Genomic DNA, 22,930 nt, shown 5'->3' on the forward strand with positions numbered 1-22,930 from the left:
CTATGACGTATCAAAACATTTCCGGTGTCGACGCTCAGTGCTGATCTCCATCCAGTGTGGCGATCCGGCCACGCGCGCCCGTGATCGTCACCGGATGACCGGCCGCGCGGCGGCGTGAAAGCCAGTCGCGCAGCATCTCGGCACTGGTATGATCGACGGCGTCCAGCTTCGTCGCATCAATCCGGACCGGGGTGCCGGCCGGCACGCGATCGAGCGTCTCGGACAGCTTCGGCAGCGTCACGAACGTCGCGGTGCCGTCCAAAGTGATCGCATGCGTATCCTCTTCCTTCCCTTCGTACACGCGCAGCCGCAGCCGGTGCAGGTTCGGGATCAGCTCCAGCATCGTCAGCCCGATGCCGACCAGCACGCCGGTCAGCAGATCCGTCGATACGACCATGATCAGCGTCGCTGCCCAGATCAGCACCGGCAGCGCGCCATAGTCGCGGAACAGGTGCGTCGCATGCTTGACGCTGACCAGCCGGAAGCCGGTGACGACCAGGATCGCCCCCAGCGCCGCCATCGGGATCAGCGTCAGCACGAACGGCAGCGCCGCGACGAAACCCAGGATCCACACGCCATGAAGGATCGCCGACAGCCGCGTCGCCGCGCCCGCCTGCACGTTGGCGGAACTGCGCACGATCACGCCGGTCATCGGTAGCGCGCCGGCGAACCCGCACAACAGGTTACCGACACCCTGTGCGCGCAGTTCCTTGTTATAGTCGGTGCGGACGCCATTGTGCATCTTGTCAACCGCCGCCGCCGACAGCAACGTCTCCGCCGAGGCGATGAAGGCGATCGCCACCGCCGCTGCGATCACCGAGGGATCGAGCAACCGCGCAAAGGCCGTGCCGGTCGGCGGCGCCACCGCCGCGACGATCGAATCGGGCACCTGCACCCGCGCGACCTCCAGCCCGAAGATCAGCGATACCGCCGTCCCCGCCAGCACGCCGACCAGCGCGCCCGGCATCAGCCGCAGCGCGGCGGGGCGAAGCTTTTCCCACGCGATCATCGCCACGATCGTCGACAGGCCGATCGCGAAAGCGAACTCGGTCACCTTCAGGTCCGACGACAGCCCGAGCACGCGCCCCGGCATCGCGGCCAGATTCTGCAACCCGCTGGGCAGCGGTCGATGATCGAACAGGACGTGGAACTGGCCGACGACGATCAGCACGCCGATTCCCGCCAGCATCCCGTGGACGACCGCCGGGGAAATCGCCTTGAACCAGCCACCGAGCCGGAACACGCCCGCCGCGACCTGCACCGCGCCGGCGACGACGAGGATCGGGCCGAGTGCGGACAGGCCCTGGTCGCGGACCAGTTCGTAGACGATCACCGCCAGCCCGGCGGCGGGGCCGCTGACCTGCAACGGCGAACCGGCAAGCGCGCCGACGACCAGCCCGCCGATGATGCCGGTGATCAGTCCCTTTTCCGCCGGAACGCCCGAGGCGATCGCGATGCCCATGCAGAGCGGCATCGCGACCAGGAACACGACGATCGATGCGGTCAGGTCGCGCCCGAGCAGCGGGATCGAAGGAATCGACACGCCGGGTCGCGTGATGACGGCGCTCGGCGCCGCGGCATCGGGGGCGGGAGCGACGCTGGCCATTATGCGCCTACCATTTCACGTTCGCGTCCCACGTCGAATCTCCCAACCGTAACCGATCAGGTCTTACGTCGCTCTCCTTGCTGTCGAACGACCGTCGCGTGTCATTTCGTTTCCGGCGGCAGCGCGATCTCGGCGCAAAGGCCGCCCGCCGCGCGATTGGCGAGCTTCAGCACGCCGCCCTCGGCCGAAACCGCCAGTTGCACGATCGACAGCCCCAGTCCGAAGCCCACCGTGTCGCGGGATCGCGCGGGATCGAGCCGCACGAACGGCTCCAGCACATGGTCCAGTTCGTCGTCGGGAATGCCGGGCCCGTCGTCCTCGACGCGGATCGCCAGCCCGCCCCCCTCCGCCGACAGGGTGATCGTCACCTCATCCCCGTAATGCAGCGCGTTTTCGACCAGATTGACCAGCGCGCGCTTGAAGCCGACGCGGCGTACTCGCCACTCGCAATGGTCGGGCCCCCGATAGCTGGCGACCCGCCCGCGATCCTGCGCGTCATCGGCGATCGTCGCGCACATCACCGCAACATCGACGACGCTCGACGCTTCCGGATCCGCTTCTCCGCCCAGAAAGGCGAGCAGCGAGGTGATCATCGCCTCCATCTCGGCCACATCACGGACGATGGCGTCGCGCGTCTCGCCCTGCGGCAGCGATTCGGTGCGCAGGTGCAGGCGCGCCAGCGGCGTGCGCAGGTCATGGCCGACCGCCGCCAGCGCCTGGGTGCGGCCCGCGATCAGCGCCTGGATCCGACCTTGCATGCGGTTGAAGGCCGCGATCACGCGCCGCACCTCGCCCGGTCCGTCTTCCTCCACCGGCTCGACGACGCCATGCCCGACGCGATCCGCCCCCACCGCGAGCCGGCGGAGCGGCAACAGCACGCGTCGCAGCAACAGCCCGCCCAGCAGCATCAGCGCGATCGCCGGGATCATCGCCAGCGCGATCCGCTCCACCGACAGATTCAGGTTGGCGATCGGCTGGCGCGTCCGGAAGTACAGCCAGCTGCCGTCATCGAGCCGCAGCCCGCCCGTCACCACCGACCGTCGGCCGGGCGACCCGATATGCAGCCGCAGGTCGGCCGCCGCCAGCGCCGGCTCCCATTCGATCACCTGCCGCTGCATCTCGTCGAGCGTCGGGGCGATCGGCGCCGGGGGCGGCAGCGCCTCGCTCCACTGCAGGGCATAGCGGTCGGTCGTCAGTTCGGCGGCCATTGCCGGGCGTTCGGCCGGGGGACGTTCGGCGACCAGCCGGCGGCTGATGACCAGATGCTCGGCCAGCCGGTTCGCCTCGTCATCGCGCACCGCGAAGCGGCTGGCGCGTTCGTACAGCAATGTGCTGGTGCCGAATTCGATCACCAGCGTCAGCAGCAGGATCGCCAGCACCTGCCCCAGCAGACCGATCGCCGGTCGGCGCAGGAACCTCACGCGCCGCCGCTCAGCGTCGCTCGACGGGAGCGTTCAGCATATAGCCGACCCCGCGCACGGTGACGATCGGCGCGGGCGCGCCCGCCCCGCCCAGCTTGCGACGCAGGCGACTGACCAGCACGTCGATCGACCGGTCCGAACTGTCGCCCAGCCGGGTGCGGCTCAGCTCGATCAGCCGCTCGCGCGCGATCACGCGCTGCGCATGATCGGCGAGCACCACCAGCAGATCGAACTCCGCCCCGGTCAGGTCGACGATCGCGCCGGTCGGCGAGGTCAGCTCGCGGCGCGGCAGGTTGACGGTCCAGCCATCGAAGGTGAGCATCCCCTGCTCGCCCGCCCCGGCATGACGATCGAGCGCCGGACGGCGGAGCACCGCACGGACGCGCGCCACCAGCTCGCGGGTGCCGAACGGCTTGGCGATATAATCGTCAGCGCCCAATTCCAGTCCGACGACGCGATCGGTTTCGCTGGCGCGCGCCGACATGAAGATGATCGGCACGTCGCTCTTCTGCCGCAGCGACCGGCAGAGGTCGATGCCGCTGGTGCCGGGCAACATGATATCGAGCAGGACCAGATCGACCGGCCCGGACTCGAGCGCGAGCCACATTTCCGGCGCGGCGGACGCGGGCCGGACGGCGAAGCCGTTTTCCTGCAGCGCGCGCGCGGTGAGCATACGGAGCGACGGATCGTCCTCGACAAGCAGGATCGTGGGAGCGGTCATGCCCGCAGGACGTAGGGTCGCTACTGATCGCGGTCAATTCGCACCGGGCATGGAAAAAAGCACATGATCCGCGAAATGGGGCTTGCGGGTCGGAAATGTCGCCGCTAATGGCGGCACCTCACCCGGCGGGAGCGCTTCGACGCTTCCGGTCACGGCGCCAGAGCGGGCGTAGCTCAGGGGTAGAGCACAACCTTGCCAAGGTTGGGGTCGAGGGTTCGAATCCCTTCGCCCGCTCCAGTTTTTCATACATCGTCGTGCGGTAATGGCGGTCCCCGGGGGCCGTTTTCCGCTTTTCCGGCTTGGCCTGACAGCGGGGACGCCATTGTCGTCGGCCGGGTGTGCCACGACCCGACGCCGATCAACCTGCCGATCTACTTCCAGGCGGGCCCGGGACGGCACAGCGTCACGGCGGAACTGGCGCTCCTCGCCTGTCCGCTGCGAATATTGATCTCGCTGGCGATCGATACCGTGCTGATGGGCTCCATCCCTGGGCGTATTCGCGCCGCGGTTGAATCCGACACAGTCGCCCGGCTGTCCAAAACGATCGCCGCCGGCCATTTGTCTGGTGCGGATACCGGCAGCGGTCTCGCGACCGCGAGCGCGGCACTGGTGTGGGTCTATGGTGGGAGCGATGCTCGACGGCTCGATCCGCGCCCCCGCTTTGTCCAAGCTGAGCTTACTCGTCTTGGGCTCCGGAAGGCCGCGCTCGTCGGAACGCCCCGGCACAGGGCATCGACGCCTCACGGTAACCGCTATAGTCGTGGACGCGCTTCCAGCGATGCACTGTCTCCGAACAGCGTGCGCAGGTCGCTCTACGCCGATGGTGCATAGGGAGTTGGCATCCGATGCAGATCCTCAACATCCTCACCCGTCGCTGCCTGCCGCTCGAGGCGTTCGAGGCAGCGGTTGCCTTTTACGAGCGGCTGATCGGGCAGCCGCGCCGGTTGAGCTTCGATTATCCGGCGTATCGGCTGAAACTGGCGCAGGTCGCCTCGATCCTCTTCATCGGCGGATCGGCCGAGAGCCTGGCACCCTTCGTCGCGACCGACGCGACCTTCATGGTCGACGATCTCGATGGCTATGCGCAGCACCTGCCCTTGGTAGGGGCCGACATCGTCGAGCCGCCAAAGGACGTGCCGACCGGCCGCAACATGCTGGTCCGGCATCCCGACGGTATGCTGGTCGAGTATGTCGAGCATCGTACCAAGCATCCGGCCGACATCCTTCCCGTTTGACCATAGCCCGCGCGATTCATGTCTGATCGCAAGGGACTGTCTCAGATGAGACGCTGACGACCCCGGCCGCGCCCTCAGGCCGTGCGGGTCCATCCCGCGATGCCGTCCACCGGCACCTGGTCATAGTCGGCCATCAGCGTCAGCATCGCGTCGACATCGTCGAGACGATCGGCCTCGCTCAACCGCGCCATGCCTTCGAAAAACTTTCGCGGGCCAGCGCCGGGGTGAAGCCGAACGTGAACACCGCCGGTCCGTTACCGCGATTGGCGAAGGCGTGGACGACGCCGGGCGGGATCAGGACGAAGTCCCCGGGGCCGGCATCGACGGGGGCACCATCCACCATCATCGCCAGCGTGCCGGAATGGACCTCGAACGTCTCCGTCATGCGATCGTGATAGTGCGGGCCCGCGCCGGGCGCCTCGGGGGCAAGGGTTGCGGTAGATGCCTATCGCATCGCCGGTCCGGTCGCTGGTCGCGAGATACTCGACGGTCATGCCGGCAGCGTGAACGGTGGTGCCGGCGCCGCGACCCGCGACGCCAGCGCCCCCTCCCCTGAGCACCCCCTTCCGGACCGTCCATCGACCATGCCGACGGCGGGTCGATTGCGTGCCATGGACGACAATCGAGCCGGAGGAGCACGTCGGCAGGCTGCGGGACTGGAAGCGCCTGGCAACGGACGCCTTCACGCGACCATCGGAAAGCGCCCCGGTGTCGTTGCCGGGTCGGGGATGAAGGTGCGAATTCCCTCGCCCGCTTCCGTTTTCCTTCAGAAGCGCTATCGATCCCGCCGCCGGGCGGGAACAGCTCCCGTTCAGGGGGCGTACGGCATGGCGAGGTCGCGGACGCCGGTATCGGTGCCGGCGCGATATGGAGGTGCGGCGATGATCGTGATGGGGTTGCTGGGTGCGATGGCCACGGGAATGGCGCAAGGCGATCGTCCCTCCGTCCTGCCGCCGCTGCCCCGCGCGATCGAGCGCGTCCAGCCCGTCGAGGCAGATCCCGGCTGCACGCTGGCCGGACTGACGCCGGGCAAGCCGGTGCCCGGGACGTGGCGCGGCGAGGGCCGGGTGCGGATCATCCGGCCCGGCGATCAGGTGACGATGGACTTCATCGAAGGTCGCCGCAACATCCATCTCGATCGCCACGGCAACGTCGTCCGCGTCACCTGCGGCTGACGTCCGCCGCGTGACGGCGCGCGCGTCCCGGGCTAGGGACGCGGCGTCATGAAACCGTTCGTCTCGCTCCTGCTCGCCGGTGCGCACTGGCCGACGCGGTTGATCGCCTGCCTGGGCGCGGCGGTGTGCATCGCGCTGACCTTCGTCGTCTGCGCGCAACTGCCGCTGACCCGGGCCGACCTGCCGATCATCGTCGCGCCGCTGGGCGCTTCCGCCGTGCTGGTCTTCGCGGTGCCGGCCAGTCCGCTGGCGCAGCCATGGCCGGTGGTCGGCGGCAACATCGTCTCGTCGCTGGTCGGGGTCGCGATGTTCCAGATCGTGCCGCAGACCGCGCTGGCCGCCGGGCTGGCGGTCGGCGGCGCGATCCTCGCCATGTCGCTGCTGCGCTGCCTGCACCCGCCCGGCGGCGCGGCGGCGCTGACCGCGGTCATCGGCAGCCACGGCATCCACGCCGCCGGCTTCGCATTCGCGTTCGCGCCGGTCGGAATCAACTCGATCGCGCTCGTCTCGCTCGGCATGTTCTATCACCGGATGACCGGCCATTCCTATCCCCACCGCCCCGCCCCGCCGGTCGCGCCCGGCCTGCACGCCGCCGATATCGACGCGGCGCTGGCCGAGTTGCACGAGACGTTCGACATCGCGCCCGGGGATCTCGACGCGCTGCTGACGCGGGCCGAGGCGCATGCCGAGGCGCGGCGCGGCGGCCGGCCGCTCTCGACAGGCGCGCCGCGACGCGGCACTCCCGCGTCATGAGCACTTCCTCGATCCGGGTCGGCATCGGCGGCTGGACCTATGAGCCGTGGCGCGGCAGCTTCTATCCCGGGAAATGGCCGCAGAAGCGCGAGCTGGAATATGCCAGCCGCCACGTCACCGCGATCGAGGTGAACGGCACCTTCTATTCCTCGTTCAAGCCCGCGACCTTCGCCGGCTGGCGGGCGACCGCGCCGGAAGGGTTCGTCTTCGCGTTGAAGGCATCGCGTTATTGCGTGACGCGCAAGGTGCTGGCGGAGGCGGGCGATTCGATCGCGCGCTTCGTCGGCCAGGGGATCGTCGAGCTGGGCGACATGCTCGGCCCGATCCTCTGGCAGATGCCCGCCACGCGAACGTTCGACCATGACGACATGGCGGCGTTCCTGTCGCTGTTGCCGGCCACCGAAGCGGGGGTGCCGTTGCGCCACGCGATTCAGGTGCGGCACGCAAGCTTCGCCACCCCGGCGTTCGTCGCCCTGTGCCGCGCCGCCGGGGTGGCGATCGTGCATGGCGACTCGGCGGACTATCCCGCGCTGGCCGATGTGTCGGGCGACTTCGTCTATGCCCGGCTGGAGGATGCGCGCGAGGAGGAGCCGACCGGATATGCGCCGGACGCGCTCGATCGCTGGCGCGATATCGCGCGCGGCTGGTCGGCGGGCGAAAGCCCCGCCGGGCTCTCCTATGTCGCCGACCCCGCCGCGCGACACCCGCGCGATACGTTCATCTTCATGATAAACGGCGCGAAAGTGCGCGCACCGCATGCGGCGATGGCGCTGATCGAGCGACTGGGCTGACCGCGCGAATGTTGCGAATGTTGAGACGCTGGCGCGTTTTCTCAACAGTCGCGGATCGGGCGGAGCGCGGCGCATCCGGCGATCGTGCCGGATGTTGGCGGTTGTAGGACAGCCGTCCCGTCACGTCCCGCCGTCGAGCCGCGCGACAATCGCGGCGATCGCCGGATCGGTATAGGTCGCGACCGGATCGTCCGACCCGTCCGCCCGGCGATGATAGGCGCCGGCTTCGAATGCGTCATGCACCTGCTGGAACAGCGCCGGCCAGCGGTGGGCGATGCCGTCCATCCACAATCCCTCCAGCAACCCTCGCAGGTCGCCGAGGATGCTGTCGCCGATCGCATAGGGCAAATCGCCGGCGTGATAGGCGCGTGCGATCCGCGCCGCGAACCGATCGAGAAAGGCGGCGATATCCTCGCCGGGCGCGCGCGACAGCGTGGCGAGGTCGCTGTTGCTGACATCGGTGGCGGACTGGAGCGGCATCGCCATCATGTTGCCATGTCCGGCACGGATGACAATCGGCGGTGACGTGCCCCGGGCTTAACCCATGACCTTTGCCCCTTGCGTCATTGCGAGCGGAGCGAAGCAATGACGACGGTGCCGTCGTTCAGCCCAGCCGTTGCTTCAGGTCGAGCATCGCCAGCGCCGCCTTCGCCGCGCCGCCGCCCTTGTCGAGCTGCGCAGGGTCGGCGCGGACGATCGCCTGCGCCTCGTTCTCGGTGGTCAGGATGCCGTTGCCGATGGGGATGCCGTCCATCGTCAGCGCCATGATCCCGCGCGCGCTTTCGTTGGCGACGATCTCGAAATGATAGGTCTCGCCGCGGATCACGACGCCGAGTGCGACGAACGCGTCGTAGCGGCCGCTCTCCGCCGCCAGCGCGATCGCGCCGGGGACCTCGAGCGCGCCCGGCACCGTCAGCACTTCGGCGCGGTGCCCCGCCGCCTCGACCGCCGCCGTCGCCCCGGCGACCAGCATGTCGTTGAGATGATCGTAGAAGCGCGCTTCGACGATGAGGACGTTGGCCATCAATCCACCTTCCGTTCGCCGACGATCGACAGGCCGTAACCGTCGAGCCCGACCAATGTGTGATGCGTGTTGGTGAGCAGCACCATGTCGTGCACGCCCAGTTCGGCGAGGATCATCGCGCCGACACCATAGTCGCGCAATTCCTCCATATCGACCGGCGCGGTGTCCCCCGCCTTCAGGCGGACCGCGGTGGTGAAGGCGTCGGCGCGCTGGCGGTTGATGACGACGATGACGCCCGCGCCCTCGGCGGCGATGATCTCCATCGAGCGGGCGAGCATCCGGCTGCGCTCGCCTTCCTCACCGAACAAATCGGCGAAGGGGGACAGCGCGTGCATCCGCACGAGCGTGGGGCGCGCGGGGTCGATACGCCCCTTCACCAGCGCGATCTGCTCGGTGCCGGTCGCGGTGTTGCGATACGCGCGAACGGTCCAGTCGCCGCCCCAGCGGCTGGTGAAGGGCGCCTCGCTGACCAGCTCGACCAGATGGTCGTGGCGGCGGCGATAGGCGATCAGGTCGCGGATCGTGCCGATCTTCAGATTGTGGAGTTGCGCGAACGACACGAGATCGTCGAGGCGCGCCATCGTGCCGTCCTCGTTCATGATCTCGCAGATCACGCCGGAGGGGTTGAGGCCGGCGAGCCGCGAGACATCGACCGCCGCCTCGGTATGTCCGGCGCGGATCAGGACGCCGCCGTCGCGCGCGACCAGCGGGAAGACGTGCCCGGGCGTGACGATATCCTCGCGCCCCTTGGTCGAATCGATCGCGGCGGCGATCGTGCAGGCGCGGTCGGCGGCGGAGATGCCGGTCGTCACGCCCTCCCGCGCCTCGATCGACACGGTGAAGGCGGTTTCGTGACGCGTGCCGTTGTTGCGGCTCATCAGGTCGAGCCCGAGGTCGGTGACGCGCGCCTTGGTCATGGCGAGGCAGATCAGCCCGCGACCGTGGCGGGCCATGAAGTTGATCTTCTCGGGCGTCGCCATCTGCGCCGGGATGACCAGATCGCCTTCGTTCTCACGGTCTTCGTCATCGACCAGGATGAACATGCGGCCGTTGCGTGCCTCGTCGATGATCTCTTCGGGCGTCGACAGATAGCCGTGGCGCAGGCCACCCATCAAAGTGGTACTTTGATGGGACCCGCCAGGCGCGAGTTCGGCAGGCTTAGCGGCCACGGTAATGCTCCATGCGTTGCAGATAGCGGGCCAGCACGTCGATCTCGACGTTGACCGCCTGCCCGGTTTCCAGCGCGCCCAGCGTGGTGACGGACTGGGTATGCGGGATCAGATTGACGGTAAAGACCGTCGCATCGGCCGCGTCGGTGACCGAATTGACCGTCAGCGACACGCCGTCGATCGTCACCGAGCCCTTGGGGGCGAGGAACGGGGCGAGCGCAGGGTCGATGCGAAAGGCGATGCGGCGCGAATCGCCATCGGCGTCGATCGCCACGATGGTCGCAATGCCATCGACATGGCCGGTGACGATATGACCGCCCAGTTCGTCGCCCAGCTTCATCGCGCGTTCGAGGTTGAGGCGGCGGCCCGGCTGCCATTGATCGCGGGCGGTGCGCGCGACCGTTTCCCCGGACACGTCGACGGTGAAGCGACCGGGCTCGGTCGCGACGACGGTCAGGCAGACGCCCGAACAGGCGATCGACGCGCCCAGGTCGATGGTCGCGGTGTCATAGCCGGTCGCGATATGGACGCGCCGGTCGCCGCGTTCCTCCACGCTGTCGATGGTGCCGATGTCGGTGACGATGCCGGTGAACATGATTGATTACGCCTCTCGCGCGGCCTCGTAGACCTCGAGCCGGTCGCTGCCAAGCGCGCGCGCGTCCACCAGCCGCCAGCGTCCGTGCGCTTCGGCCAGCGCGCCGAGCCCGATGTCGGGCAGCGTGCGCCCGCCGCCGATGACGATGGGCGCGCGGTAGAGGAGGAGGCGGTCGATCAGGCCCGCGTTCAGGAACGCGGCGGCGGTCCGCGCGCCGCCCTCGACGAAGAGGTGGTCGGCGGGAAGGGTGGCGACGGCGGTGGGGTGGGTGATGTGTATCAACCCTCCCCTGCAAGGGGAGGTGGCAGCCTGCAAGGCTGACGGAGGGGTGCTGGGGCTTGAGAGGTTTCCGCGTGGGGCGACCCCTCCACCACCCTTCGGGCGGTCCCCCTCCCCTTTCAGGGGAGGTTTGGAGGAGAGCACCACACGCAAGGGGCTGCGGCTCTCCAGCCCCGGCAGGCGCACGTTCAGGCGGGGGCGGTCCGTCTCCCATGTCCCGCGCCCGACGAGGATCGCGTCGTGGCGGCTGCGCTCTAGGTGGGTATGCGCGCGCGCCACGGGGCCGGTGATCCAGCGGCTGCGGCCGTCCGCCATCGACACTGCGCCGTCCAGCGACAGCGCCAGCTTCAGCGTGACATGCGGGCGACCGAGCGCGCGGCGGATCAGGAAACCCGCCATCGAACGGCGCGCTTCGTCCGCGAGAACGCCGGTCGAAACCGCGATCCCGGCTTCGCTCAGGCGCGCGAAGCCGGTGCCGTCGGTGCGCGGGTCGGGGTCGCCGAGCGCGGCCACCACACGCGCCACGCCGCTGGCCGCCAGGAGGTCGGCGCAGGCGGGACCGCGCGGGGAGACGTGGGCGCAGGGTTCGAGCGTGACATAGGCGGTCGCGCCCTTCGCACGATCTCCGGCCTCGGCCAGCGCCATCGCCTCCGCGTGCGGCCGGCCACCCGCCTGCGTCCAGCCCCGGCCGACGACACGGCCCTCGCGCACGATCACGCAGCCGACATTGGGGTTGGGCGTGGTCGCCCCGCGCGTGCGCGACGCCAGCGCGAGCGCGGCGGCCATCCAGCGCGCGTCGTCGTTCAACGCGTCAGAGGCCCATCGCGTTGAGCTTGTCGTCGAGCCGCTTGAACCCGGCGCGCAGCTTCTCCTCGCGCGCCTTCTGCTCGCGCTCGGCGATCACGCGCTTGGCCTGGTCGATCTTCTGCTGCGCGATGATCTGCTCATCGGTGCGGTCGAGCGTCCATTGCTGGAAATAGATGATGTTCGGCTTGTATTCCTTCTCTGCGTAGGAATCATGGACGAACGCCCAGAGGATCAGCGCGGTCAGCGTCACCGACAGCGCGAAGAAGCTCCATTCGTACCGCTCGCGCGTGCGGATGAAGAAGCGCAGGTCGCGAAACGCGTTGGTCGGCGACAGACGGGCGAGGAACGACGGCATGGGGCGAATATAGGAGGTCATGCGCCCGCCTTCGAGTCCAGCCGCGCCACCGCGCGCTCGCGCCCGATCAGCGGCAGCAGCGCCGCCATGTCGGGGCCGTGGTCGAGCCCGGTCAGCGCGCGACGCAGCGGCAGGAACAGCGCCTTGCCCTTGCGCCCGGTGGCCTCCTTCAGCGCGGCGGTCAGCGCGTGCCACGGGTCGCTCGACCAGTCGAGGTCACGCGCGACGGCGGCGGCCTGTGCCAGATAACCGGCATCGTCCGGCGCGGCGGGGGCGTCGACCGGCCCCTCGATCACCCGCCACCATTCGGCGGCGCCCGCCACCGTCTCCAGATTGGGACGGATCGCCAGCCATGTCGTCTCGTCCATCCCCGCCGGGAGCCGGTCGGCGACCGCATCGAACGACAGCTGGTGGACGATGCGCGCATTGACCTGCGCCAGTTCCCGCTCGTCGAAGCGCGCGGGCGCGCGGCCGAAATGCGCGAAGTCGAATGCCGCGATCAGCGGGGCGGGGTCGGCGTGCGGCTCGACCGGCTGGCTGGTGCCGAGGCGGGCGAGCAGCGAGACGATCGCGGCGGGTTCGATCCCTTCCTCGCGCAGCGCATCGACGCCGAGGCTGCCGAGCCGCTTCGACAATTTGCCCTCCGCGCCGGTCAGCAACGCCTCGTGCGCGAAGGCGGGCGGGGGCGCGCCCATCGCGGCGAACATCTGCAGCTGCAGCGCGGTGTTGGTGACGTGATCCTCGCCGCGCACAACATGCGTGACGCCCATCTCGCGGTCGTCGATCGCAGAGGGGAGCATGTAGAGCCACGATCCATCGGCGCGGCGGATGACCGGGTCGCTCATCGTCGCCGCGTCGAACTGTTGCGGCCCCCGGATCAGATCGTCCCACACGATCGGCGTCGCGCGATCGAGCTTGAAGCGCCAGTGCGGGCGGACGCCGTCGGCGGCAAATCTGGCGTGATCGGCCTCGGTCAGCGCCAGCGCGGCGCGATCGTACACCGGCGGCAGGCCGCGCCCGCGCAGGATCTTGCGCTTCAGGTCCAGTTCCTGTGCGGTTTCGTACGCGGGATAGATATGGCCGGCGTCGCGCAATTGCTCGAACACCGCCTGATAACGATCGAAGCGCGCCGACTGGCGTTCCTCGGCATCGGGGTGGAGCCCCAGCCAGGCGAGGTCGGCGCGGATCGCGTCGACGAACCGCTCCTCGCTGCGCTCCGCATCGGTATCGTCGATCCTGAGCAGGAAGCGCCCGCCGTGCGCCCTCGCCCACATCCAGTTGTGGAGCGCGGTGCGGATGTTGCCGACATGGAGCGTGCCGGTCGGCGACGGAGCGAAGCGGGTGACGATGGTCATTGTCCCACGGGCTTTACGCGCCGCCCCTTCCCCTCGCCAGCCCCCGTGCCTAAACGGGCGCTCGAAAGGGTTCCTGCTCATGAAACTGATGACCGGCAATTCCAACCTGCCGCTGGCGCGCGCGATCTCCGACTATCTGGAGGTGCCGCTGACCGAGGCGCTGGTGCGGCGCTTCGCCGATGAAGAGATTTTCGTCGAGATCATGGAGAATGTGCGCGGCGAGGACGTGTTCGTCGTCCAGTCGACCAGCTATCCGGTCAACGACAACCTCATGGAATTGCTGATCATGATCGACGCGCTGAAGCGCGCGTCGGCCAAGCGGATCACCGCGGTGCTGCCCTATTTCGGCTATGCGCGGCAGGACCGCAAACCCGGGCCGCGCACCCCGATCTCCGCCAAGCTGGTCGCCAATCTGGTGACGACGGCGGGGGCGGATCGCGTGCTGTCGGTCGACCTGCACGCCGGGCAGATCCAGGGCTTCTTCGACATCCCGACCGACAACCTCTTCGCCGCGCCGGTGATGAGCGCGGACATCCGCTCGCGCTTCGGCGAGAAGAACCTGATGGTCGTTTCGCCCGACGTCGGCGGCGTGGTGCGCGCGCGCGCGCTGTCGAAGCGGCTGGACAACGCTCCGCTGGCGATCGTCGACAAGCGCCGCGAGCGCGCGGGCGAATCGGAGGTGATGAACATCATCGGCGACGTCGAGGGGCGCTTCTGCATCCTGATCGACGATATCGTCGATTCGGCGGGCACGCTGTGCAACGCCGCCGCGGCGCTGAAGGAAGCCGGGGCGGAGGACGTCGTCGCCTATGTCACGCACGGCGTGCTGTCGGGCGGCGCGGTGGCGCGGGTCGAGGGATCGGCGCTGCACGAGCTGGTGATTACCGACTCGATCGGGAATCAGGACGCGATCTCGGGCGCGAACAAGATCCGCCACCTGACGATCGCGCCGTTGCTGGCGGAGGCGATGCGCCGGATCTCGGACGAGGCGAGCGTGTCGTCGCTGTTCGACTGAGGTGAGTTTGCCGCGTCATGGCGAGCGCAGCAAAGCAATCCGGTGGCGGATCAGGACGCGCTGGATTGCTTCGCTGCGCTCGCAAAGACGGTAGGGCGGGTGGCCGGGACGTTCGATGCCCCGGCCTTCTATGCCACCCTCGTCATTCCCGCGCAGGCGGGAATCCAGACGCGCAGGCCTTCGCAAGAGCCGCAACGTCAGAGGCTCTGGATTCCCGCCTGCGCGGGAATGACGAAGCGGCTCGCGTGAATGACGAAAGGTGACGATCAGTCGTCCGCGCCCACCGACTTGCGCACGCCCGCCCGCCCCCGGCGCTTGAGTTCCGCCTTCAGATCCTCCGGCTTCGGTGCGATCAGGAAGCCGAAGCTGACGTTGCCCTCGCGCGTTTCCACGACATGGTGCAACCGGTGCGCCTGCACGATCCGCTTCATATAGGCCGATTTCGGCAGATAGCGGGACGGCAGGCGGCGGTGGACGATGACGTCGTGGAACCCGAAATAGATCGCGCCATAGGCCGCGATCCCGGCGCCGACCCAGGTGAAGCCCGGCCACCAGCCGAGCTGTACCCCGCCCAGGATCATCACGAACGACGGCACCGCGAAGATCGCGGCATACAGGTCGTTCAGCTCCCAGTTGCCGGTGCGGGGCCGATGATGACTCTCGTGCAGGAACCAGCCCGGCCCATGCATCACCCAGCGGTGCATGACATAGGCGAACCCCTCCATCAGCGCGACGGTGAGGAGGAAAAGCGACAGGGCGGCCCAGAACGACATGATCGCGGGCCATATAGCCATCGGGCGCGCGTCCCGCTACGTCGCTGGCCATCATGACCGACGATCTCCGCTCCGCCGCTCTCGATTCCAAGGCCTGGCCGTATGAAGAGGCGCGCAAGCTCCTCAAGCGCTATCCGGACGGGAAGCTGGGCGGCGCGCCGGTGCTGTTCGAGACCGGCTACGGCCCATCGGGGCTGCCGCATATCGGCACATTCAACGAAGTGCTGCGCACGACGATGGTCCGCAACGCCTTCCACGCGCTCAGCGACCTGCCGACGCGGCTGATCGCGTTCAGCGACGACATGGACGGGCTGCGCAAGGTGCCCGAGAACGTGCCCAACGGCGACATGCTGCGCGCGCATCTCGGCAAGCCGTTGACGCGCATCCCCGATCCGTTCGGCAAATTCGACAGCTTCGCCGCGCACAACAATGCGATGCTGCGCGATTTCCTCGACCGCTATGGCTTCGACTACGAATTCGCCTCGTCGACCGACTATTATACGTCCGGCCGCTTCGACGACGCCATCAAGGGCGTGCTGCGTCACTGGCAGGGCGTGATGGACGTCATGCTGCCGACGCTGCGTGCCGAGCGCCGCGCGACCTATTCGCCGGTGCTGCCGGTCAGCCCAAAGAGCGGCATCGTGCTGCAGGTGCCGGTCGAGGTGGTCGATGCCGAGACGGGCATGATCGCGTTCGAGGACGAAGGAGAACGGATCGTCCAGTCCGCACTGGGCGGGTCCGCCAAGCTGCAATGGAAGGTCGACTGGGCGATGCGCTGGGTCGCGCTCGGTGTCGATTACGAAATGGCGGGCAAGGACCTGATCGATTCGGTCGTCCAGTCGTCCAAGATCGCGCGCGTGCTGGGCGGACGGCCGCCCGAGGGCTTCAACTACGAGATGTTCCTCGACGAAAAGGGCGAGAAGATCTCCAAGTCGAAGGGCAACGGCCTGTCGATCGAGCAATGGCTGACCTATGGTCCCGAAGAGAGCCTGGCCTTCTATATCTATCGCGAACCGAAGAAGGCCAAGCAGTTGCACATGGGCGTGATCCCGCGTGCGGTGGACGATTACTGGCAGTTCCGCGGCAATTACGCGGGGCAGGCGGTAAAGGAGCGGCTCGGCAACCCCGTTCACCACGTCCACGACGGCACGCCGCCCGACGGCGCGTTGCCGGTGACGTTCGGCCTGCTGCTGAATCTGGTCGGGGTGATGGGCGAAGGCGCGACGCGCGAGCAGGTATGGGCGTATCTGGCGAATTATGTCGCCGACGCGACGCCCGCCGCCTACCCCGAGCTCGACCGGCTGATCGGGCACGCGCTGGCGTACCACCGCGATCATATCGCCCCGACGCTGAAGCGCCGCGCGCCCGAGGGCGTCGAGGTGGCGGCGCTGGAGCGGCTGGACGCCGAACTGGCCGCGCTGCCGGAAGAGGCGAGCGCGGAGGATATCCAGAACATCGTCTATGAGATCGGCAAGACCGGCGGGTTCGCGGAACTGCGCGACTGGTTCAAGGCGCTGTACGAGACGCTGCTGGGATCGAGCCAGGGGCCGCGGATGGGCAGCTTCATCCGGCTCTACGGCATCGCGAACACGCGCGCGCTGATCGCTGCGGCGCTGGGGCGGTAAGCGCGGCGTCGCTGCGTTCGGAAGAATGAGGAAGGGGTCGCGCGGAGGCGCGGAGAGGAGGCGCTGGCCACGGCTGCCCCGGCCGACGCCGACCGCCCTCTGTCCCGGCGTGAGATCACGCATCCGTCACCCGCGCGCCGGACGTGCCCGCAAATTCCTTCCGTCATCCCGGCGCAGGCCGGGATCCAGCGTCCCACACACGCCGATGCGGCGGCTCCGGCGGTGAGATGGATCCCGGTCCGCGTCGGGATGACAGGGGAAACGGCGCTGCGGCTGCACCCCGGCGCGTTGCGGAAAAGCGAAGGACACTCGCCACGATCATCGCCGGCCCTCGCCTGCCGGAACCGCTGCCCGGCGCGCAGCCTCTCCGCGCCTCCGCGTCTCTGCGCGAGATCATGCAGGTCCGCCGCGCGCGAAGCGGTAAGAAATCAGGCACCGCACCCTGCCGCTCACCCGGCGAACGCTGCGGCCTGTCGCGGTCCGGCGTACCACATCCAAGGCTCCGGCTTCCGCCGCGAGACTCTTACAGCAGCGGCGAGCCGCCGCCCGCGCCGTCCGCTTCCTCCGCTGTCGGCGACGGCGCGGGCTGCGGCGTCGCGACGCGCGCGGGCGGCGGCATGTACGCCCCGGTGATCGCCGCGCTTTCCAGCGTGTCGAGCGCCGTGCGCGCGTCGATCCAGCGGCGCGCGGCGGCGGTCCAGTTCGCGGCATCGGCCGCGCCGGGCAGACGCTCGACCTCCGCCAGCGCGGTCTGGACGTTGCCGTTGTCGAGCTGCCGCCGCGCGCGCGCCAGCCGGTCGGACGGCAGCGGCGAGGGCGTACCCTCGCGGTGGATGACGATCAGGTTGCGCAACTCGCTGCCGATCCCGCTCCACCAGTCGCTGGGCGTGGCGAGCAGGATCGGCGCGCTGGCGTCGAGGCTTTCGCGCAGATCCTCCAGCGTCACCGGCTGGCGCGCGGTGCGGATCACGGTGGCGACCTGTTGCGGCAGGGTCGGCCCGAAGCGGCGACGCAACTCGCCCTCCAGATAACCCAGCCCCGCCCCGCGATCGAGCGCGCGACGCGCAGCGAAGGTGACGAGGATCGCCTCCGCCTTGCCCGCGCTGACCGCCGCGTCGGCGGTGTCGGCGTCGGTCCGCGCGGCGCGCGCCTCCAGATTGGCGAGCTGCGCGGCCAGCGCCGCCTCGCGCAGCGCCAGCGTGTTGGCGTCCGGATTCGCCGGCGCGGCGGTGGCGGCCGGCTGCGGCGCGGGCGCGGCGGCCTGCTGCCCGCGTGCGAAGAAGCCGGGCGTGTTGCGAACCGCATAGGCCATCAATCCGAGCCCGACCACGAAGGCGAGGATCGCCAGCGCCAGGGCGGGGCCGATCCGCGATCGCGACGTGCTGCGCGGCGTGCCATAAGGTTCGCTCATCCGCCGCTTATCTCCGTGCCCGCGTCAGCGGTCAATCGCGACGCGCACCAGCGCGGCATCGTCGGGCGTCGCGGCGATCGCGACCGATCGCCAGCCCTCCCCCGCCGCCGCCGCGACGGCCGGGCTGAGCGCCGCGAGCCGGATCGTGGCACGCGGTATCGCGCGGGAAAGAAGCGCGAATCGCGCGGCGGCGCGCGCGGAATGCAGCAGCACCACCGCACCGCGCGCCGCCCCCAGCGCGGCGGGCGGGAGGTCGAGCGCCTCGCTGGCATAGACGGTGATCGCGGTCACGCCGGGCTGCGCCACCCGCTCGCGCCCGGCGAGGTGCAGCAGGCGCGGCCACGCCGCCGCGCGCGCCACGACCGAGGCGGCATCCCCCTGCCCCACCAGCGTGACGTTCAACCCCGCCGCCCGCGCCGCCGTCGCGGTCGCGTCACCCACCGCCACCACCGGCAGCGCGCCGAGCGCGGAGAGCCCGTCGCCGGCATGTCGCACCGCCGCCGCGCTGGTCAGCAGCAGCGCGTCGAACGCCCCGGCATCGGGCAACTGCCACGCGATCGGCACCGTTTCGAACAGGGGCAGCGCGACCGGCTCCGCCCCCGCCGCCACCAGCGCGGCGCAGGTCCGCGCATTGCCGGGCGCCGGTCGCAGCACCAGCGCGCGGGGTCGCATCAGCCGAACAGGACCCGGATCGCGGGCGGCGCGCGCTCCAGCAGGTCCTCGGCCAGCATCGCGCCCAACGTGACCGGATCGTCGCCGCGCGCCTCGCCCTCGATCGCCGCCGCCCCGTCCGGCGACAGCAGCTGCGCGCGCAGGAACAGCGCGCCGCCCTCGACGATCGCCAGCGCCGCGACGGGCGAGTGGCAATCGGCGCGCAACCCTGCGAGCAGGGCGCGCTCGGCGGCGATCGCGCGGTGCGTCGGCGCGTCGTCGATCGCCGCGACCAGGGCGCGCGCCGGCCCCTCCGCCAGCGTCTCGATCCCGACCGCCCCCTGCGCCGGCGCGGGGAGCATCACGTCGAGCGGGATCGCCACCCCGGTATCGTGCCGCCCCAGCCGCTCCAGCCCCGCCGCCGCCAGCAGTGTCGCATCGACCTCGCCGGTCGCCAGCTTGCCGAGCCGCGTGTCGACATTGCCGCGGAACAGCACCGCCGACACGTCGGGGCGCAGGCGGCGAAGTTGCGCGGTGCGACGCGGGCTGCTGGTGCCGATCACCGCCGCATCGGGCAGGCCGGCGATCGACTCCGCGCCGATCAACCGGTCGCGCACGTCGGCGCGCGGCAAGGTCGCGGCGATCGCGATCGCATCGGGGCGCAGCGTCTCGACATCCTTCATCGAATGGACGCAGGCGTCGACCTCGCCCGCCAGCAATGCGCGGTCGAGTTCCTTGGTCCACAGCGCCTTGCCGCCGATCTCGGCCAGCGCACGGTCCTGTACGCGGTCGCCGGTGGTGCGGATGACGACGATCTCGACATCCTCCCAGCCATGCGCGGCCATCAGCGCGTCGCGCACCATGCCTGCCTGGGTGAGCGCAAGGGGCGAACCACGGGTGCCGAGCCGGAACATGGGGTGCGTCTTGGCGGCTTCGGTGGGTGGGGGCAAGGGTTGGGGGCACCACTGCGAGCGTAGCGAAGCAATGACGGCGGCGGGGTCGATATGGCGGACGCGATGTCCTAGATGACCGCCATGCTGATCCTGGGCCTCGAATCCTCCTGCGACGAAACCGCCGCCGCGCTGGTCACTGGCGAGCGGCAGGTGCTCGCACATCGCCTCGCCGGACAGGAGGCCGCGCATCGCCCCTATGGCGGAGTCGTGCCCGAGATCGCGGCGCGCGCGCATGTCGAGGTGCTGCAGCCGCTGGTCGAGGCGGCGCTGGACGAGGCCGGGGTCGCATTGGCGGATGTCGATGCGATCGCCGCGACCGCCGGGCCGGGGCTGATCGGCGGGGTGATGGTCGGGCTGGTGACGGGCAAGGCGCTCGCCCATGCGGCGGGCAAGCCGCTGATCGCGGTCAATCATCTGGAGGGCCACGCGCTCAGCCCGCGCCTTGCCGACCCCGATCTGGCCTTTCCCTATATGCTGCTGCTGGTGTCGGGCGGGCATTGCCAGCTGCTGCTGGTCGAGGGCGTCGCGCGCTATCGGCGGCTGGCGACGACGATCGACGATGCGGCGGGCGAGGCGTTCGACAAGACCGCCAAGATCCTCGGCCTCGGCTTTCCCGGCGGCCCGGCGGTCGAGCGCGCCGCCGCGCAGGGCAATGCGCGCGCCGTGCCGCTGCCGCGCCCGCTGAAGGGATCGCCGGAGCCGCACTTCTCCTTCGCCGGGCTGAAGGCGGCGGTGGCGCGCGCCGCGCCCGATCATGCCGCGGCCGATGTCGCGGCCAGCTTCCAGCAGGCGGTCGTCGATTGCCTGATCGACCGCACCCGCCGCGCGCTGCGTGTGGCGGACGGCGCGACCGCGCTGGTCGTCGCGGGCGGCGTCGCCGCCAACGGCGGGGTGCGCGCGGCGTTGCAGGCGCTGGCGGCGGAAGACGGGCTGCGCTTCGTCGCGCCGCCCGGCTGGCTGTGCACCGACAATGCGGCGATGATCGCCTGGGCGGGCGCGGAGCGTTTCGCCGCCGGGCTGACCGATCCGCTCGACACCGCCGCGCGCGCGCGCTGGCCGCTCGATCCGGAGGCCGAGAAGGTGCGCGGCGCGGGGGTGAAGGCATGAGCGGCGCGATCGGCGTGATCGGCGCGGGCGCCTGGGGCACCGCGCTGGCGCAGGTCGCCGCCACCAACGGGCATGAGGTGCGGCTGTGGGCGCGCGACGCCGCGCTGGTCGCGGCGATCAACGCCACGCACGAAAATGCCGCCTATCTGCCGGGCGTCCCCCTCTCCCCCCACATCCGCGCGACCGGCGATCTGGCGTGGGTGGCCGAAGCGGCGGCGAACCTGATCGTCACCCCCGCGCAGGCGATGCGCGCGGTGCTGGCGCTGCTCCCCGCCAACGGTCAGCCGCTGGTGGTCTGCTCGAAGGGGATCGAGGCGGGGACGCACCTGTTGATGAGCGAGGTCGCGCACGACCAGCATCCGCTGTCGCCGGTGATGGTGCTGTCGGGCCCGACCTTCGCGCACGAGGTCGCGCGCGGGCTGCCGACGGCGGTGACGCTGGCGGGGGCGGACGATGTCGCGCGTGCCGCGCTGGCGCTGGCCATCGCCGCGCCGCATTTCCGCCCCTATGCGTCGAGCGACGTGATCGGTGCCGAGATCGGCGGGGCGGTGAAGAACGTGCTGGCGATCGCATGCGGCGTAGTCGACGGCGCGGGGCTGGGCCAGAATGCGCGCGCCGCGCTGATCGCGCGCGGCTTTGCCGAAATGACCCGCTTCGGCCTCGCCAAGGGCGCGCGGGCTGAAACGCTGGCGGGGATGTCTGGGCTGGGCGATCTGGTGCTGACCTGTTCCTCGACCGCCTCGCGCAATTTCTCGCTGGGCGTCGGGATCGGGCGGGGCGAGGCGGCGGCGGACCTGCTGGCGAACCGGCGCACGGTGGCGGAAGGCGCGTTCACCGCGCCGGTGCTGCTGGAGGCGGCGCAGGCCGCCGGAGTGGAAATGCCGATCACGGCGGCGGTGTGCCGGTTACTGGACGGTGGCGATGTGCGCGCGGTGGTGGGCGACCTGCTGGCGCGGCCGTTGAAGGACGAGGTGTGATCGGCTGCATCGTCGGTCCGGCGGGGACGGCATGTCGAACGAGCCCGTCGTTACGTCAGGCCAAAAAAGCGAACGTGCCTGCCAGCGATCTGGGCTCGCGATAAGAGCCGACACCTGCAGGTGATCTGTCCCGTTTTTCCATCTCCGACCGGCCATTTCGGGAAATAGCTATCGGGAACAGTTTTTGGGAATGATCGGGCCTGAGACGGCTTCGGGGAGATCACGCGGGCAACCGTCTCGCTACGGGTTCGTATTCGGGAAAGCTGCGCCGGTATGGTCACGCCACCGCGTGCGGCTCGTCCACGCCCAACGGCTCAACCCGCGCCTTGAGCAGGTCGAAGGTGGCAGGAGCAATGTATAGGCTTCGGTGAGCAGCCTCGTTCCTAAGGGCAATGCGCTTCCGGGCCTCGCCATCGGAGCAGCTTACAGCCCACAACACTGAGGTTGCCCCTAAGTCCGCGACCACGGCCCGCACGCGATCCCGTTCCGCCCGAGACCACAAGCCGTAATCGAGAACAACGTTGAGCCCCAGCGATAGGCAACGAGCCCAAATCGGCTGCATGATATCGAGAATAGCCGTAGCCCTATGCTGAAACGTGTCGGCGGGCGGGTCTTCACCAAACAGGCGTGCCATCCATTCGTCAGGCGTGAAACGGACGGCGTTATGTTGAAGCTCAAGACGCTTGGCTAGCGTCGTTTTCCCCGAGCCTAAGAAGCCGAAAACAAGGTGAGCCGTAGGCATTCCATTCCTCTGCCGTCGCTTTGCCCGATCGATAGCAGCTAAGGTCCATTGCCAGCGATTTCCAAAATTCGATCGATTCCGACAACGCCGACCTCGGGCAACCACGACCGACCACCTCAAAAATCGACCGCCACGCCCTTCAGCTCCCAGTCCCCGAACCGGGTCGGATCGCGGCCCAGCGGGTCGTCGTCGCGCGGTCCGATCGGCTCCGGTTCCGGCACCGGCGTGTTCGGCGTCAGGTGCGCGGGCGGTTTCACATGGTCGGGGCGCTTGCCCATCGCTGGTCCTTCCAATTGATCCCGGCGGAGGACAGGGACATATGCAGCGCCATGACCGCCTGCAAGCCGAGCCCGCGTGGCTGACGCCCGCCGCCCCCGCACCCCTGCCCGT

Annotated in this window: 26 protein-coding genes, 1 tRNA gene and 1 pseudogene; 11 read left to right on the forward strand and 17 right to left on the reverse strand. The window is 69.5% G+C overall.

Going from position 1 to position 22,930, the window contains the following annotated elements:
• Positions 1–34 precede the first annotated feature (34 nt).
• The 3 genes from NS334_RS06185 to NS334_RS06195 form a co-directional block, all read right to left on the reverse strand.
• Positions 35–1,606, reverse strand: a complete 1,572-nt coding sequence (locus NS334_RS06185) for a SulP family inorganic anion transporter (RefSeq protein ID WP_083500282.1) — start codon at positions 1,604–1,606, stop codon at positions 35–37.
• Positions 1,607–1,707: 101 nt separating this feature from the next.
• Positions 1,708–3,027: an ATP-binding protein gene (locus tag NS334_RS06190; protein ID WP_058755095.1), complete on the reverse strand. Its 1,320-nt coding sequence runs from the start codon at positions 3,025–3,027 to the stop codon at positions 1,708–1,710.
• A 10-nt stretch (positions 3,028–3,037) separates the two neighbouring features.
• On the reverse strand, positions 3,038–3,748 hold the full coding sequence (locus NS334_RS06195) for a response regulator (protein ID WP_058755096.1): 711 nt from the start codon (positions 3,746–3,748) through the stop codon (positions 3,038–3,040).
• A 162-nt stretch (positions 3,749–3,910) separates the two neighbouring features.
• Between NS334_RS06195 and NS334_RS06200 the strand changes: the two genes are divergently transcribed.
• From NS334_RS06200 to NS334_RS06205, 3 genes are all read left to right on the forward strand, one after another.
• A tRNA-Gly gene (locus tag NS334_RS06200) sits at positions 3,911–3,985 on the forward strand.
• 99 nt (positions 3,986–4,084) lie between these two features.
• Positions 4,085–4,579: a hypothetical protein gene (locus NS334_RS18120; protein ID WP_153002610.1), complete on the forward strand. Its 495-nt coding sequence runs from the start codon at positions 4,085–4,087 to the stop codon at positions 4,577–4,579.
• A 14-nt stretch (positions 4,580–4,593) separates the two neighbouring features.
• Positions 4,594–4,983 carry a VOC family protein gene (locus tag NS334_RS06205; RefSeq protein WP_058755097.1) on the forward strand — a complete coding sequence of 130 codons (390 nt, stop codon included), beginning with the start codon at positions 4,594–4,596 and terminating at the stop codon, positions 4,981–4,983.
• A gap of 178 nt (positions 4,984–5,161) precedes the next feature.
• Here the strand turns inward: NS334_RS06205 and NS334_RS18805 are convergent.
• Positions 5,162–5,407: pseudogene (locus NS334_RS18805) on the reverse strand (cupin domain-containing protein); the annotation flags it as partial.
• Between the two features lie 403 nt (positions 5,408–5,810).
• Between NS334_RS18805 and NS334_RS18580 the strand changes: the two are divergent.
• Genes NS334_RS18580 through NS334_RS06225 form a run of 3 tightly spaced genes read left to right on the forward strand, consistent with a single transcriptional unit; the run spans position 5,811 to position 7,702 of the window.
• The gene (locus NS334_RS18580) at positions 5,811–6,158 is read left to right on the forward strand and encodes an I78 family peptidase inhibitor (protein WP_193753018.1); all 348 of its coding nucleotides are present in this window, start codon (positions 5,811–5,813) and stop codon (positions 6,156–6,158) included.
• A gap of 48 nt (positions 6,159–6,206) precedes the next feature.
• Positions 6,207–6,911, forward strand: coding sequence for an HPP family protein (locus tag NS334_RS06220; RefSeq protein ID WP_058755099.1), 705 nt, complete (start codon positions 6,207–6,209; stop codon positions 6,909–6,911).
• On the forward strand, positions 6,908–7,702 hold the full coding sequence (locus NS334_RS06225) for a DUF72 domain-containing protein (protein ID WP_058755100.1): 795 nt from the start codon (positions 6,908–6,910) through the stop codon (positions 7,700–7,702). The genes NS334_RS06220 and NS334_RS06225 overlap by 4 nt, the downstream gene beginning before the upstream one ends.
• Positions 7,703–7,822: 120 nt before the next feature.
• On the opposite strand, the gene NS334_RS06230 is transcribed toward NS334_RS06225, so the two are convergent.
• The 7 genes from NS334_RS06230 to NS334_RS06260 form a co-directional block, all read right to left on the reverse strand.
• Positions 7,823–8,191: a hypothetical protein gene (locus NS334_RS06230; protein ID WP_058755101.1), complete on the reverse strand. Its 369-nt coding sequence runs from the start codon at positions 8,189–8,191 to the stop codon at positions 7,823–7,825.
• A 115-nt stretch (positions 8,192–8,306) separates the two neighbouring features.
• Positions 8,307–8,726 (reverse strand): 6,7-dimethyl-8-ribityllumazine synthase, encoded by a 420-nt coding sequence (gene ribH, locus NS334_RS06235; RefSeq protein ID WP_058755102.1) that lies wholly within the window; start codon positions 8,724–8,726, stop codon positions 8,307–8,309.
• Positions 8,726–9,838, reverse strand: coding sequence for a 3,4-dihydroxy-2-butanone-4-phosphate synthase (gene ribB / locus NS334_RS06240; protein WP_058755103.1), 1,113 nt, complete (start codon positions 9,836–9,838; stop codon positions 8,726–8,728). Before ribB ends, ribH begins: the two co-directional genes overlap by 1 nt.
• Positions 9,839–9,884: 46 nt before the next feature.
• Positions 9,885–10,490 (reverse strand): riboflavin synthase, encoded by a 606-nt coding sequence (locus NS334_RS06245; RefSeq protein ID WP_058755104.1) that lies wholly within the window; start codon positions 10,488–10,490, stop codon positions 9,885–9,887.
• A 6-nt stretch (positions 10,491–10,496) separates the two neighbouring features.
• Positions 10,497–11,555, reverse strand: a complete 1,059-nt coding sequence (gene ribD / locus NS334_RS06250) for a bifunctional diaminohydroxyphosphoribosylaminopyrimidine deaminase/5-amino-6-(5-phosphoribosylamino)uracil reductase RibD (RefSeq protein WP_058755127.1) — start codon at positions 11,553–11,555, stop codon at positions 10,497–10,499.
• Between the two features lie 25 nt (positions 11,556–11,580).
• Entirely contained in the window at positions 11,581–11,952 is a 372-nt protein-coding gene (locus tag NS334_RS06255) for a hypothetical protein (RefSeq protein WP_241491828.1), read from the reverse strand.
• Positions 11,949–13,286, reverse strand: a complete 1,338-nt coding sequence (locus tag NS334_RS06260; protein ID WP_058755106.1) for a glutamate--tRNA ligase — start codon at positions 13,284–13,286, stop codon at positions 11,949–11,951. Before NS334_RS06260 ends, NS334_RS06255 begins: the two co-directional genes overlap by 4 nt.
• A gap of 79 nt (positions 13,287–13,365) precedes the next feature.
• Between NS334_RS06260 and NS334_RS06265 the strand changes: the two genes are divergently transcribed.
• Both NS334_RS06265 and NS334_RS06270 read left to right on the forward strand, forming a co-directional pair.
• Positions 13,366–14,301: a ribose-phosphate pyrophosphokinase gene (locus NS334_RS06265; RefSeq protein WP_058755107.1), complete on the forward strand. Its 936-nt coding sequence runs from the start codon at positions 13,366–13,368 to the stop codon at positions 14,299–14,301.
• A 42-nt stretch (positions 14,302–14,343) separates the two neighbouring features.
• Positions 14,344–14,550: a hypothetical protein gene (locus NS334_RS06270; RefSeq protein ID WP_058755108.1), complete on the forward strand. Its 207-nt coding sequence runs from the start codon at positions 14,344–14,346 to the stop codon at positions 14,548–14,550.
• A 17-nt stretch (positions 14,551–14,567) separates the two neighbouring features.
• On the opposite strand, the gene NS334_RS06275 is transcribed toward NS334_RS06270, so the two are convergent.
• Positions 14,568–15,095, reverse strand: coding sequence for a sterol desaturase family protein (locus tag NS334_RS06275; protein WP_428835040.1), 528 nt, complete (start codon positions 15,093–15,095; stop codon positions 14,568–14,570).
• 32 nt (positions 15,096–15,127) lie between these two features.
• On the opposite strand from NS334_RS06275, the gene NS334_RS06280 reads away from it, so the two are divergent.
• Positions 15,128–16,699: a lysine--tRNA ligase gene (locus tag NS334_RS06280; RefSeq protein ID WP_058755110.1), complete on the forward strand. Its 1,572-nt coding sequence runs from the start codon at positions 15,128–15,130 to the stop codon at positions 16,697–16,699.
• Positions 16,700–17,222: 523 nt separating this feature from the next.
• Here the strand turns inward: NS334_RS06280 and NS334_RS18585 are convergent.
• The 3 genes from NS334_RS18585 to hemC are packed head-to-tail and all read right to left on the reverse strand — an operon-like array spanning position 17,223 to position 19,675.
• Positions 17,223–18,110 (reverse strand): hypothetical protein, encoded by an 888-nt coding sequence (locus NS334_RS18585; RefSeq protein WP_058755111.1) that lies wholly within the window; start codon positions 18,108–18,110, stop codon positions 17,223–17,225.
• A gap of 24 nt (positions 18,111–18,134) precedes the next feature.
• Positions 18,135–18,782 carry a uroporphyrinogen-III synthase gene (locus NS334_RS06290; protein WP_058755112.1) on the reverse strand — a complete coding sequence of 216 codons (648 nt, stop codon included), beginning with the start codon at positions 18,780–18,782 and terminating at the stop codon, positions 18,135–18,137.
• On the reverse strand, positions 18,782–19,675 hold the full coding sequence (hemC, locus tag NS334_RS06295; RefSeq protein ID WP_058755113.1) for a hydroxymethylbilane synthase: 894 nt from the start codon (positions 19,673–19,675) through the stop codon (positions 18,782–18,784). The genes NS334_RS06290 and hemC overlap by 1 nt, the downstream gene beginning before the upstream one ends.
• Positions 19,676–19,795: 120 nt before the next feature.
• On the opposite strand from hemC, the gene tsaD reads away from it, so the two are divergent.
• Both tsaD and NS334_RS06305 read left to right on the forward strand, forming a co-directional pair.
• On the forward strand, positions 19,796–20,821 hold the full coding sequence (gene tsaD, locus NS334_RS06300) for a tRNA (adenosine(37)-N6)-threonylcarbamoyltransferase complex transferase subunit TsaD (protein WP_058755128.1): 1,026 nt from the start codon (positions 19,796–19,798) through the stop codon (positions 20,819–20,821).
• Entirely contained in the window at positions 20,818–21,798 is a 981-nt protein-coding gene (locus tag NS334_RS06305) for an NAD(P)H-dependent glycerol-3-phosphate dehydrogenase (RefSeq protein WP_058755114.1), read from the forward strand. The genes tsaD and NS334_RS06305 overlap by 4 nt, the downstream gene beginning before the upstream one ends.
• 277 nt (positions 21,799–22,075) lie before the next feature.
• Here NS334_RS06305 and NS334_RS19415 read toward each other — a convergent pair whose 3' ends face one another.
• Entirely contained in the window at positions 22,076–22,645 is a 570-nt protein-coding gene (locus tag NS334_RS19415; protein WP_428835041.1) for an AAA family ATPase, read from the reverse strand.
• Positions 22,646–22,656: 11 nt separating this feature from the next.
• A complete protein-coding gene (locus NS334_RS17630; RefSeq protein WP_083500284.1) occupies positions 22,657–22,818 on the reverse strand; it encodes a DUF1674 domain-containing protein in 162 nt (53 codons plus the stop codon).
• Between the last annotated feature and the right edge of the window lie 112 nt (positions 22,819–22,930).

Origin of the sequence: Sphingomonas endophytica (assembly GCF_001476895.1) — a bacterium.
GTDB lineage: Bacteria > Pseudomonadota > Alphaproteobacteria > Sphingomonadales > Sphingomonadaceae > Sphingomonas > Sphingomonas endophytica_A.